Origin of the sequence: Bacillus sp. ISL-34, assembly GCF_018613325.1 — a bacterium.
GTDB lineage: Bacteria > Bacillota > Bacilli > Bacillales > DSM-1321 > Peribacillus.
This window is the reverse complement of the sequence record NZ_JAGGQJ010000005.1, coordinates 48793-60882: the sequence shown is the minus strand read 5'-3', so window position 1 is coordinate 60882 and position 12090 is coordinate 48793. Positions and strand designations below refer to the sequence as shown.

The 12090-nt window shown below is 42.0% G+C and carries 13 protein-coding genes; all 13 read left to right on the top strand.

Going from position 1 to position 12090, the window contains the following annotated elements; translation table 11 throughout:
- Window positions 1-77 precede the first annotated feature (77 nt).
- The 13 genes from J7E52_RS06335 to J7E52_RS06275 all read left to right on the top strand — a co-directional run bounded on the left by J7E52_RS06335 (window position 78) and on the right by J7E52_RS06275 (window position 12086).
- Window positions 78-2306, top strand: coding sequence for a S8 family serine peptidase (locus J7E52_RS06335; protein WP_286197500.1), 2229 nt, complete (start codon window positions 78-80; stop codon window positions 2304-2306).
- Between the two features lie 459 nt (window positions 2307-2765).
- Window positions 2766-3134: an ATP synthase subunit I gene (locus tag J7E52_RS06330; RefSeq protein WP_048685860.1), complete on the top strand. Its 369-nt coding sequence runs from the start codon at window positions 2766-2768 to the stop codon at window positions 3132-3134.
- Window positions 3135-3156: 22 nt separating this feature from the next.
- A complete protein-coding gene (gene atpB / locus J7E52_RS06325) occupies window positions 3157-3852 on the top strand; it encodes a F0F1 ATP synthase subunit A (protein WP_137017338.1) in 696 nt (231 codons plus the stop codon).
- A 61-nt stretch (window positions 3853-3913) separates the two neighbouring features.
- Window positions 3914-4138 (top strand): F0F1 ATP synthase subunit C, encoded by a 225-nt coding sequence (gene atpE / locus J7E52_RS06320; RefSeq protein WP_048685857.1) that lies wholly within the window; start codon window positions 3914-3916, stop codon window positions 4136-4138.
- Window positions 4139-4305: 167 nt separating this feature from the next.
- Window positions 4306-4827, top strand: coding sequence for a F0F1 ATP synthase subunit B (gene atpF / locus J7E52_RS06315; RefSeq protein WP_048685855.1), 522 nt, complete (start codon window positions 4306-4308; stop codon window positions 4825-4827).
- Complete coding sequence (locus tag J7E52_RS06310; RefSeq protein WP_214744212.1) at window positions 4824-5360, top strand: F0F1 ATP synthase subunit delta; 537 nt, start codon at window positions 4824-4826, stop codon at window positions 5358-5360. Before atpF ends, J7E52_RS06310 begins: the two co-directional genes overlap by 4 nt.
- A gap of 24 nt (window positions 5361-5384) precedes the next feature.
- Window positions 5385-6893: a F0F1 ATP synthase subunit alpha gene (gene atpA, locus J7E52_RS06305; RefSeq protein ID WP_048685849.1), complete on the top strand. Its 1509-nt coding sequence runs from the start codon at window positions 5385-5387 to the stop codon at window positions 6891-6893.
- Between the two features lie 39 nt (window positions 6894-6932).
- Window positions 6933-7793: a F0F1 ATP synthase subunit gamma gene (locus J7E52_RS06300; protein ID WP_214744210.1), complete on the top strand. Its 861-nt coding sequence runs from the start codon at window positions 6933-6935 to the stop codon at window positions 7791-7793.
- Window positions 7794-7881: 88 nt separating this feature from the next.
- Window positions 7882-9279: a F0F1 ATP synthase subunit beta gene (gene atpD, locus J7E52_RS06295; RefSeq protein ID WP_214744208.1), complete on the top strand. Its 1398-nt coding sequence runs from the start codon at window positions 7882-7884 to the stop codon at window positions 9277-9279.
- A gap of 25 nt (window positions 9280-9304) precedes the next feature.
- A complete protein-coding gene (locus J7E52_RS06290) occupies window positions 9305-9706 on the top strand; it encodes a F0F1 ATP synthase subunit epsilon (RefSeq protein WP_048685840.1) in 402 nt (133 codons plus the stop codon).
- Window positions 9707-10056: 350 nt separating this feature from the next.
- Entirely contained in the window at window positions 10057-10431 is a 375-nt protein-coding gene (locus J7E52_RS06285) for an NADH-quinone oxidoreductase subunit A (RefSeq protein ID WP_076368347.1), read from the top strand.
- Between the two features lie 26 nt (window positions 10432-10457).
- Complete coding sequence (locus J7E52_RS06280) at window positions 10458-10934, top strand: NuoB/complex I 20 kDa subunit family protein (RefSeq protein ID WP_170946902.1); 477 nt, start codon at window positions 10458-10460, stop codon at window positions 10932-10934.
- The gene (locus tag J7E52_RS06275) at window positions 10935-12086 is read left to right on the top strand and encodes an NADH-quinone oxidoreductase subunit C (RefSeq protein ID WP_214744206.1); all 1152 of its coding nucleotides are present in this window, start codon (window positions 10935-10937) and stop codon (window positions 12084-12086) included.
- Window positions 12087-12090 lie beyond the last annotated feature (4 nt).

Genomic DNA, 12090 nt, shown 5'->3' with positions numbered 1-12090 from the left:
GAAAAGCCATGTGCTTTTCCTTTTTTATTTGCATACTCCAAGGTTGTTGAGAAAAGATAACTGCTAAGGGGATGATTATGTTGGGAAAAAAAATGTTCATAGTGTTTGTTTTCCTATTTGTATTTATTTATCAAAATGATAAGGGGTTGGCATCCGTCCTTCTGCCGCCTTTACCAAAACTATCTGAATCTAAGGAAGTAACGGTTGTTGTCACGATGGATAAGGCGTTTCAACGAAAAAAGATCGAAAAACTTCTTGAAAAGTATCCATCCCTTCAATTACGGAATGTTTATTCGGTTGCCCTGAATGGATTTTCCCTTCATGGGAAAATGAATGAGATAGAAGAACTTAAAAAGGAGGACGAAATTCAGGCTGTAACGGAAGTATCCGTTTATCAAGCCGTGCTGGATAAAAGTGTCCCATACATAGGAGGAGGCAGGGTCAGGGGTTTCTTTGATAAGGAGAATCACCGGATCACCGGGAAAGGCGTAAAAGTAGGGATAATCGATACTGGCATTGATTATACACATCCAGATTTGCAACGAGCTTATAAAGGTGGCAAGGATTTGGTTGATGGTGATGAAGACCCGATGGAAACAAAAAATCAAGGCGACCTGAATACATTACACGGTACTCATGTGGCAGGCATCATTGCAGCAAATGGAAAAATGAAAGGTGTCGCACCAGAAGCGGAGATATATGCTTATCGAGCTTTGGGACCAGGTGGTGCAGGAGATACGGATCAAGTCTTGACGGCTATTGAGTCAGCCATGAAGGATAAGGTGGATGTATTGAACCTCTCTCTTGGCAATAACGTCAATGGCCCTGATTTACCTATTTCCCTTGCATTGAATAAGGCTGTGGAAAGCGGCATCGTTGCCGTGACATCAAACGGGAATTCCGGTCCGGCTGTATGGACCGTCGGCTCACCCGGAACAGCGGAAAAAGCGATTTCCGTTGGGGCATCGACTCCTCCATTAAGGGTTCCGTATATGATTTACGGACTTGGATCGAAAAAGCATCAATCGCATTTAACCTTGTTTCAAGGCTCTAAAAAATGGAATTTGACGTTTTCCGAGGATGTCATATTTGGGGGACTGGGTAATGAAAAAGACCTGAAACATGTTCGGGATAAGATTGTTTTAATGGAACGTGGGACACTTACCTTTCAGCAGAAAGTATCCAATGCAGAAAAGGCAGGTGCAAAGGGGGTAATTGTTTATAATAATACGAGCGGGACCTTTACTGGAAGCTTGGAAAAGGAAATGAACATCCCCGCCGCTTCTATTAATAGAAGAGATGGATTGCGGCTTAAGCAAATCATGGAGCAAGGGCAGAGCAAAACCGTTCAATTTGTTTATAAGAACGAGCAGGATAGGCTCGCGGATTTTAGCTCCAGGGGCCCGGTAACCGTATCATGGGGAATAAAGCCTGACGTATTGGCACCGGGAGTGGAAATTGAAAGCACCGTCCCTAAAGGATATATGTCCCTGGATGGAACAAGTATGTCCGCACCGCATGTTGCAGGAGCGGTCGCTTTAATCCTGCAAAAACACCCGGATTGGACTCCTGATCAAGTGAAATCTGCATTGATGAGCACTTCCAAGCCATTGAGGAAATCTGCGAATCAATTTTATCACACATATGAACAGGGGGCAGGACGCATTCAGGTCGACGAAGCACTAAAAGCGGACACGCTCTTGAATCCCAGCTCATTGTCCTTTGGAATGTATACAAAGAAAGAAGGAATTGAAGAGCATCATGAAACGATAGTCATAGAAAATACCGGAACGAAAATGAGGAAATACTCTTTTATGGTCCCATTAAAAGAGACGGGACTCACATGGGAATTGCCGAAATCCCTTACTTTGAATCCGAAGGAAAAGAAACAGATTAAAGTGGGGCTGCAGGTCAACCCAGCCGAACTTAAAAAGGGAGTCTTTGATGGATACCTCATTATAATGGAAGGAACCAAAAGAATATCCCTTCCTTATTTATATGTAAAAGAAGAGCCTGATTATCCAAGGGTAATGGGATTTGATTTTGGCCAAGGGGACCAGGCAGGCACATATCGATACGAAATGTACCTTCCGCGGGGGGCCGAAGAATTCGGTATTGCCCTTTATGAGGAAGATACCTTGAAATTCGCTGGATATTTGGATTGGTCGAGATCGGCACCTTCCGGTTTGATCAAAAAAGATGTATTGAAAAAGGACTTGCCGCCTAAAGGAGTTTATAAAGCGATAATCTTTGCGAGAAGGGGCGGAAGGGAAGATCGGATAGAAAAGACGTTACTTATTGAGTGAACAGAGGACAATAAGTAAAATAAAACGGATGTCAATAGTAGAAAAAAGATAATTTGTGAACAATTCGTTAATAATCACAAACCTGTGACAAATTTCACTAACCACTCATTGACAATGATTCTAGCCTATTGTATGCTAACAAAGGATGTAAAATGAGAGGGTTTTCAGTAGCCCGGCATGCAGATTTTTACAGCATGAAATGTTTTCTATCCTCCACCAAATTCAACCGCGAGGATGCAACTTGCGTCAAATGATTTGCCGTCTAAAATGGCTATGACTTTGATGTCAGCGATTCTTTCTCAAATAGTCGGATCAGTTTTGTTCGGTATCTTCATTTACTTGTCAGAACCTAAGATTCGAACCGCTGCTATTAGTAATTGGCCTTCTTTGTGGACTTGCTAGGTTTACAAGCAATGCTTCATTCAGTACGAAAATATTTCTCAGGAGATTAAATGAAAAATGCCAGAAATGAAAATCATGTTCAACAGGCAGAGTAAATATATAATTTTTCTTCTGGCGGTTTATGTTGTTGGATGGGGACTTACGAGTTATCAAGCCGTTTTTGCTGGGCTTATACTGGGTACGAGTTTGAGTTTATACAATTTATGGCTGATCAATCAGAAAATGAAAAAGTTCAGTCAGGCGCTCGATGAAGGAAAGAAAACTAAATCTCTTGGGACGATGACTCGAATGGCATCCGCAGGTCTAGCGGTACTCATTGCATTGGAATTTCCGGAGCATTTTCATCTGATAAGTGTTGTATGGGGATTAATGACAGCTTATATTGTCATTTTTATAGATTTTTTCATCCAATTAATACGTCGATAGCGGGGAAGAGAGGTGAATATAGTTGAATCATGAAGCACCCTTACAAGAATTTATGGGTCTTACCTTTAACTTGAGTAACGTCCTGATGATTACAGTTGCCAGTCTAGTTGTGTTCATACTTGCTGTGCTTGGTACACGTAAGCTTGCAATGAAGCCAACTGGCATGCAGAATTTCATGGAATGGATTATGGATTTCGTTAAGGGTATTATTAATAGTAACATGGACTGGAGAACAGGTGGTCAGTTTCAACTGCTTGGTATGACTTTGCTGATGTACATTTTTGTGTCCAATATGCTAGGTCTTCCGTTTGCAATTAGTTACGATGGAGTGCTTTGGTGGAAATCGCCAACAGCCGACCCAGTTATCACATTGACTCTTGCAGTCATGGTTTTAGGTTTAACGCATTATTATGCTATAAAAATGAAAGGCGCCAAGGGTTACTTTAAAGCTTATAAAAACCCAATGACACTTGTAGAGGAATTTACAAACTCCTTGACACTTGGTCTGCGTCTATATGGTAACATTTATGCTGGTGAAGTTTTGCTGAGTCTATTAGCGGGATCTCTAGCATTTAGTGGAGCTGCCGGATTTATTGGTGCAATTGTGCCTACATTAGTATGGCAAGGCTATAGTATTTTCGTCGGTAGTATCCAAGCGTTTATCTTTGTCACGTTAACAATGGTTTATCTGTCTCATAAAGTCAGTGACGACCATTAATTATAAGTTCATTTAGAACTAAAAAAATAAATTTTGATACAATCTAAGGAGGATATTTATAATGACAGGTTCAGTAGGTCTTCTTGCAGCAGCAATTGCAATTGGTTTAGCAGCACTAGGTGCAGGTATTGGTAATGGTCTTATCGTTTCAAGAACAGTAGAAGGTATCGCTCGTCAACCAGAAGCTCGCGGTATGCTTCAAACAACAATGTTCATCGGGGTAGGTTTAGTTGAGGCGATGCCTATCATCGCGGTAGTAATTGCGTTTATGGTATATGGTGGTTAATAGAACCTTCAAAAAGTTCAAAAATGGCGAAGTTCGTTCCATGTGAACCTTCGCCTTTCCTTTATGTCCACAATCCTGTTTTTATACAGTTTAAGAGCATAGTTTTCTAAAGTTCATATATAATGAACGCTTTAAGAAGTGAAACTCGTGAAGGGAGTGAACCAAGCGTGTTAACAAGCAGCTTTGTACTTGGATCAACGTCTCATGGCTTTAATGGCGGAGACATGTTATACCAATTAGTAATGTTTATCATTTTGTTAGCGTTGCTGAAGAAATTTGCATGGGGTCCTCTAATGGGCATCATGACTCAACGTGAAGAACATGTTGCAAATGAAATTCAAGCAGCTGAAGCTAGCAGACAAGAAGCACTTAAATATTTAGAAGAACAACGTGAAATCGTAAAACAATCTCGCACTGAAGCGGGACAACTTATAGAAAACGCAAAACTTCAAGGTGAAGCACAGCGTGAAGAGATCGTGAATCAAGCACGCCTTGAAGCTGAACGCGTCAAAGAAACGGCTAAGCGTGAAATCGTACAGGAAAAAGAAAAAGCCATTACGGCATTACGCGAGCAAGTGGCATCTTTATCCGTACTTATTGCTTCTAAAGTAATAGAAAAAGAACTATCCGAAGCAGATCAAGAGCAATTGATCAATGACTACATTCAAGAGGCAGGAGAAGGGAAATGAGCGATATAACAGTAGCAAAGCGTTATGCCGTTGCCCTTTTCCAAATTGCGAAAGAGCAAAATCTCATTAACCAACTTGAAGAAGAGCTTCGCATAGTGAATGAAGTTTTTACAAATGATAATGAGCTATTAAGCTTCCTGGCTCATCCTAAAATGACTAAAGATGCAAAAGCCGCTTTGATTGCAAATGCATTTGCAAGCCTTTCTTCTTCCGTTCAAAACACTTTGATGTTGATGGTGGAGCGTCATCGTACAGATGAAGTGACAGCAATGGCACAAGAGTTCATTGAACTTGCGAATGAAGAAAACTCAGTAGCTGATGCAACGGTCTATACAGTGCGTCCATTGACTGAAACGGAAGTGGAAGCTGTGTCTTCATCTTTTGCAGCGAAAATTGGCAAAAGAAATTTACGCATTACTAATATTACGGATAGCAATATCCTTGGCGGCATCAAATTACAAATCGGTAACCGTATATATGACGGGACGATTAGCGGTAAGTTAGATCGCCTTAGCAAACAACTATTAGGTTAATATTCACAGATAGGGGTGAAATTCATGAGCATCAAAGCTGAAGAAATCAGTGCGCTGATTAAAAAGCAGATTGAAAACTATCAGTCGGAAATTAAAGTAAGCGATGTTGGTACGGTTATCACTGTTGGTGATGGTATCGCACGCGTTCATGGTTTAGATAATGCAATGTCTGGGGAGCTCTTAGAATTTTCCAATGGGTCAATGGGATTAGCACAAAACCTTGAGCAAAATAACGTAGGTGTTGTTATTCTTGGACCATTCAGAGACATTAAAGAAGGCAGTGAAGTACGTCGTACTGGCCGTATCATGGAAGTGCCAGTTGGAGAAGAATTAATCGGACGTGTCGTGAATCCGCTTGGACAGCCATTAGATGGCCTGGGCCCGATCGCTACGACAAAAACTCGTCCAATCGAAAGCCCTGCAACAGGCGTAATGGACCGTAAATCAGTACATGAACCTTTACAAACAGGTATTAAAGCAATCGATGCATTAGTTCCAATCGGTCGTGGACAACGTGAGTTGATCATTGGTGACCGTCAAACTGGTAAAACATCAGTTGCGATCGATACAATTCTTAACCAAGCTGACCAAGATATGATCTGTATCTATGTAGCTATCGGTCAAAAAGAATCAACGGTTCGTGGAACTGTTGAAACACTACGTAAAAATGGTGCTTTGGATTACACAATCGTTGTATCTGCATCAGCTTCTCAACCAGCACCACTTTTATACCTAGCTCCATATGCTGGTGTGACTATGGGTGAAGAGTTCATGTTCGCAGGCAAGCACGTTCTTGTGGTGTATGATGATCTTTCTAAACAAGCATCTGCATACCGTGAACTTTCCTTGCTACTTCGCCGTCCTCCAGGTCGTGAAGCATTCCCAGGGGATGTATTCTACTTGCACTCCCGTTTACTTGAGCGTGCAGCAAAGTTGAATGACACTTTAGGTGCCGGTTCAATCACTGCGCTTCCGTTTGTTGAAACACAAGCAGGCGACATCTCTGCTTACATCCCAACAAACGTAATTTCCATCACTGATGGACAAATCTTCTTGCAATCCGATTTGTTCTTCTCAGGTGTACGTCCTGCGATTAACGCTGGTCTATCCGTATCCCGTGTTGGTGGATCTGCACAAATTAAAGCGATGAAAAAAGTTGCCGGTACATTACGTCTTGACTTGGCTTCATACCGTGAATTGGAAGCATTCTCTCAATTCGGTTCTGATCTGGATGCTGCAACACAAGCAAAACTTAACCGTGGTGCTCGTACAGTTGAAGTTCTAAAACAGGACCTAAACAAACCGATCAAAGTTGAAAAACAAGTCATGATTTTCTATGCTTTGACTAAAGGTCATTTAGATGATATTCCTGTATCGGATATCCTTCGTTTTGAAGAAGAATACTATGTGTTCCTAGATCGTTCTCATCCGGAATTATTAGATCACATTCGCACAACTAAAGGTCTTCCTGAAGACGCTGCTATCGTTGCTGCAATTAACGAATTCAAAAAGAACTTCGTTATTTCTGAATAATAAAGGTCTAACTAATTTATAAAAGGGTGGTGAGAATGAATGGCCTCTTTACGCGATATTAAGTCTCGGATTACTTCAACGAAAAAGACGAGTCAAATTACAAAAGCGATGCAGATGGTATCTGCTTCTAAAATGAACCGTGCAGAAGCTAATGCTAAAGCATACGTTCCATATATGGAAAAAATTCAAGAAGTGGTATCCAGCATTGCGAACGGAAGCACGGATGCATCACATCCAATGCTTACTTCACGTCCAGTTAAGAAAACCGGTTACTTGGTAATCACATCGGACCGTGGATTGGCTGGGGCATACAATAGTAGTATCCTTCGCCACGTTCATAAAACCATTCTTGAACGCCATAAATCCAATGATGAGTTCGTCATTATCGCAATCGGAAGGGTTGGCCGTGATTTCTTTGTCAGCCGTAATATGCACGTAGAGCTTGAAGTAATTGGGGTTCCCGATCAGCCGTCTTTCGCTGACATTAGCTCCCTTGCAAAATCAACAGTGAATTTATATCTGAATGAGCTGTGTGATGAGCTTTATATGTACTATAACCATTATGTCAGCCCAATCCAGCAGGAGGTAACGGAAAAGCAAGTCCTTCCGTTAGCTGACTTCAATACTTCCAATGCAACATTGACTTCTTATGAATTTGAACCGAATGCAGAAGAAATCCTTGAGGTATTATTGCCTCAGTACGCAGAAAGTTTGATTTATGGTGCTTTGTTAGATGGTAAAGCAAGTGAGCACTCTGCACGTATGACTGCAATGAAAAGTGCAACCGATAATGCAAAAGAATTGATCGACTCACTTTCATTACAATATAACCGTGCACGTCAGGCAGCGATTACTCAAGAAATTACAGAGATCGTCGGCGGTGCAGCAGCTTTAGAATAAAAACATTAAAGGGGACGGTCGGCCCGGACGAAGCTTGGCCGTTCCATAAACTCGATAGTCGTTATAAGCAACGTTAGGAGGGAAAACAATGAATATAGGACGCGTTACTCAAGTTATGGGTCCGGTTGTTGACGTGAAATTCGAAGACGGACAACTTCCTAAGATCTATAACGCGTTAAGAATCGAAAATACAGCGTCTGGTACAGGACTAACTCTTGAAGTAGCCCTTCAACTAGGTGATAATACAGTTCGTACTGTAGCAATGTCTTCCACTGATGGTTTAACCCGTGGTGCAGAGACTGTTGATACAGGAGCTCCAATTTCCGTTCCTGTAGGTGAAGTTACTCTAGGTCGTGTTTTCAACGTATTAGGGGAAAACATTGATCTATTCGAACCACTTACAGCAGAGGTGCGTCGTGATCCAATTCACAGACAAGCGCCGTCATTCGAGGAATTATCAACGTCTGTTGAAATCCTTGAAACGGGTATTAAAGTAGTAGATTTACTTGCTCCTTACATCAAAGGTGGTAAAATCGGTCTCTTCGGTGGAGCCGGTGTTGGTAAAACTGTACTTATCCAAGAACTTATCAATAACATCGCACAAGAGCACGGCGGTATCTCGGTATTCGCTGGTGTAGGTGAGCGTACTCGTGAAGGTAATGACCTTTTCTACGAGATGACTGATTCTGGTGTTATCAAGAAAACTGCGATGGTATTCGGACAAATGAACGAGCCACCAGGTGCACGTATGCGTGTCGCTCTAAGCGGTTTGACAATGGCTGAATATTTCCGTGACGAACAAGGACAAGACGTTCTTTTCTTCATCGATAACATTTTCCGTTTCACACAAGCAGGTTCTGAGGTTTCTGCCCTACTAGGCCGTATGCCTTCAGCGGTAGGTTACCAACCAACTCTGGCTACTGAAATGGGACAATTGCAAGAACGTATCACTTCAACAAATAAAGGTTCGGTTACATCCATTCAAGCGATCTATGTACCTGCCGATGACTATACGGATCCGGCTCCAGCTACAACTTTCGCTCACTTGGATGCAACAACTAACCTTGAGCGTAAACTTTCTGAAATGGGTATCTACCCTGCAGTTGATCCATTGGCGTCTTCTTCTCGTGCCCTTAGCCCAGAGATCGTTGGAGCTGAGCACTATAAAGTGGCTCGTCAAGTGCAATCGACTTTACAGAAGTATAAAGAACTTCAAGATATTATTGCCATCTTGGGTATGGACGAATTAAGCGAAGACGAAAAAGTAATCGTTGCCCGTGCTCGTAGAATTCAAAACTTCTTGTCACAAAACTTCCACGTGGCTGAACAATTCACTGGTCAAAAAGGATCTTATGTACCAGTTAAAGAAACAGTCCAAGGATTCAAGGATATCCTAGCTGGAAAATATGACGAACTTCCAGAAGATGCTTTCCGTCTAGTTGGCCGCATCGAAGAAGTTATTGCTAAAGCAAAAGAAATGGCTTAATTAAAGGGACCTAGGAGGGAATGAAATGAAGACCATTAAAGTCAATGTTGTTACTCCCGATGGCCCAGTATATGATGCAGAAGTTGAAATGGTAAGCACTAAAGCTAAAAGCGGTGAGCTGGGAATCATGGCTGGACACGTTCCAACTGTAGCCCCGCTTACCATTGGTGCTGTCCGTCTTAAAAATGGAAGCAACACAGACTATGTAGCTGTAAATGGTGGCTTCTTAGAAGTTCGCCCTGATGTGGTAACCATTTTGGCTCAATCTGCTGAAAGAGCTGAAACTATCGATCTTGCACGTGCTCAAGCAGCAAAAGCCCGTGCTGAACAAAGATTGCAGAACAATGATGGATCAAATGATGCCAAAAGAGCTAATTTAGCGCTTAAACGTGCCATCAACCGAATCCAAATTGCAGAAATGCGATAACATTAATTGATGAAAACACCTGATTAAGCCATTCGTGGTAAGATCAGGTGTTTTTTTTATCCAAAAGGTTGATTAGTGACATTGAATATCGAAATTAAAAGGTTGTGGATTGAAAAAAAAAGTCGAATTATAGTGTAAAGTATTTTCCATTTTAAACCTTAACTCGTCGACATGCTTTTATCCTAATGTTATAATGTATACGCTTACATTTATTGCTTCATACCCCCTCCTAGTCACGTTGCTTCTAAAAGAATGTCACCCTGCATAATATTTATAAGGTATCCAAAAAGAAGACAAGCAAATTTAAATTGTACCCATTTAACATGATTTATCCATAAAGGGAGATGAACATGGGACAGCTGCATATTTACCAAAATAATTATTTAATTGTATTTGTTTTCCTTTGTCTCGGCATTTTATTACCTGTGATCGCTTTATTTCTTGGTAGACTGCTAAGGCCTTATAAACCGACAGATATGAAATATACGACTTATGAAAGCGGAATCGAGCCTTTTCAGGATTCAAGGGTTCAATTCAATGTCAGGTATTATCTATTCGGATTGATGTTCGTCATATTTGACGTAGAAACCGTTTTTCTTTACCCATGGGCGGTTGCCTATGATGAACTCGGACTGTTTGCATTGATTGAAATGCTATTTTTTGTCCTGATCCTTATGCTAGGGCTAATCTACGCTTGGAAAAAGAAGGTGTTAAAGTGGAATTGAAATTGGATGAACTTACCCCTGAAGAAATGGAAGAAATGCGACACAGTATTTTTTTATCAACACTAGAACAAATAAAAGGCTGGGCTAGAAGTAACTCACTCTGGCCAATGACATTCGGTTTGGCATGTTGTGCAATTGAAATGATGGGTGTCGGCTCCTCTCATTATGATTTGGACCGATTTGGTTCATTTTTTCGGACATCACCCAGACAATCGGATGTCATGATTGTTTCAGGAACTGTAACGAAAAAAATGGCTCCAATAATAAGTAGATTATATGAACAAATGCCCGAACCGAAATGGGTCATTGCAATGGGATCCTGTGCAACTGCTGGCGGGCCTTATGTTCACTCTTACTCAGTGGTCAAAGGGGTAGATCAAATTGTACCTGTGGATGTATATATACCGGGTTGTCCTCCAAACCCAGCTGCACTTATTTATGGGATCAATAAATTAAAAGAAAAAATCCGTTACGAGGCGAAAACCGGAAAGCGGGTGATATAGATGAGTGAAAAGGAAGACTTAGCGAAACAAAAAGCAGCGGCAGCGGCCAAGGCGAAGGCTGTAGCACTGGCCCGAAAACAGGCGAAGGCTGAGAGTACGGAAAAGCCGGAAGAAGAAACGGAAATAGCGAAACAAAAGGCGGCGGCAGCGGCTAAGGCGAAGGCTGTAGCACTTGCCCGAAAACAGGCGAAAGCTGAAAGTGCGGAAAAGCCGGAAGAAGAAACGGATATAGCGAAACAAAAGGCGGCGGCAGCGGCCAAGGCGAAGGCGGCAGCACTTGCCCGAAAACAGGCGAAAGCTGAAAGTGCGGAAAAGCCGGAAGAAGAAACGGAAATAGCGAAACAAAAAGCGGCAGCCGCGGCCAAGGCGAAGGCGGCAGCACTTGCCCGAAAACAGGCGAAAGCTGAAAGTGCGGAAAAGCCGGAAGAAGAAACGGAAATAGCGAAACAAAAAGCGGCAGCCGCGTCCAAGGCGAAGGCGGCAGCACTGGCTCGAAAACGGGCGAAAGAAGAAGCGGCGGAAAAGCCGGAAGAAATGGATGCAGCGAAGCAAAAGGCGGCGGCAGCGGCCAAGGCAAAGGCAGCAGCCGCTGCCAAGGCAAAAGCGACTGCTGCTGCGAAGAACAGGACTGCCGTAAAGGAAAGCGAGGAAGTTAACGTCTCTAGCGAACCTCCTCCAAATCAGTCTAAACTCGATCAAATTGTTTCTGCTATTGAAAGCCATTTAGGACAAGGGGCATTATTAGAGCACTATATTAATAGGTTATCAAAAGATGTACCCACTTTAGTGGCTGATCCAGATACATATTTCTCAATAGCAAAATTTCTGCGATACGATGAACAGCTTAACTTTTCGTATTTATCGGAACTTCATGGTACGGATTTTGAATCCCATATGGAAATCTATGTGCATGTACATTCATTCAAAATGAACCAATCAGTTGCCTTGAAGGTGAAGCTTGATAGGGATTCTCCCGTTATTCATTCATTGGTCCCATTATGGTCAGGAGCAAATTGGCCAGAATGTGAGGCATATGATTTATTAGGTATTAACTTTTATGAACACCCTGATTTAAAGCGAATTTTACTAGGTGATGATTGGAAAGGGTATCCCCTTAGAAAAGATTATCAGCCTTATGATGTGGAGGTGTAAGCCC

Bases quoted from the DNA above. Each gene is read 5' to 3' on its own strand.
- J7E52_RS06335 (WP_286197500.1), top strand. From the start codon at position 78: ATGTTGGGAAAAAAAATGTTCATAGTGTTTGTTTTCCTATTTGTATTT.
- J7E52_RS06330 (WP_048685860.1), top strand. From the start codon at position 2,766: ATGCCAGAAATGAAAATCATGTTCAACAGGCAGAGTAAATATATAATT.
- atpE (WP_048685857.1), top strand. From the start codon at position 3,914: ATGACAGGTTCAGTAGGTCTTCTTGCAGCAGCAATTGCAATTGGTTTA.
- J7E52_RS06310 (WP_214744212.1), top strand. From the start codon at position 4,824: ATGAGCGATATAACAGTAGCAAAGCGTTATGCCGTTGCCCTTTTCCAA.
- atpA (WP_048685849.1), top strand. From the start codon at position 5,385: ATGAGCATCAAAGCTGAAGAAATCAGTGCGCTGATTAAAAAGCAGATT.
- J7E52_RS06300 (WP_214744210.1), top strand. From the start codon at position 6,933: ATGGCCTCTTTACGCGATATTAAGTCTCGGATTACTTCAACGAAAAAG.
- atpD (WP_214744208.1), top strand. From the start codon at position 7,882: ATGAATATAGGACGCGTTACTCAAGTTATGGGTCCGGTTGTTGACGTG.
- J7E52_RS06290 (WP_048685840.1), top strand. From the start codon at position 9,305: ATGAAGACCATTAAAGTCAATGTTGTTACTCCCGATGGCCCAGTATAT.
- J7E52_RS06285 (WP_076368347.1), top strand. From the start codon at position 10,057: ATGGGACAGCTGCATATTTACCAAAATAATTATTTAATTGTATTTGTT.
- J7E52_RS06280 (WP_170946902.1), top strand. From the start codon at position 10,458: ATGGAAGAAATGCGACACAGTATTTTTTTATCAACACTAGAACAAATA.
- J7E52_RS06275 (WP_214744206.1), top strand. From the start codon at position 10,935: ATGAGTGAAAAGGAAGACTTAGCGAAACAAAAAGCAGCGGCAGCGGCC.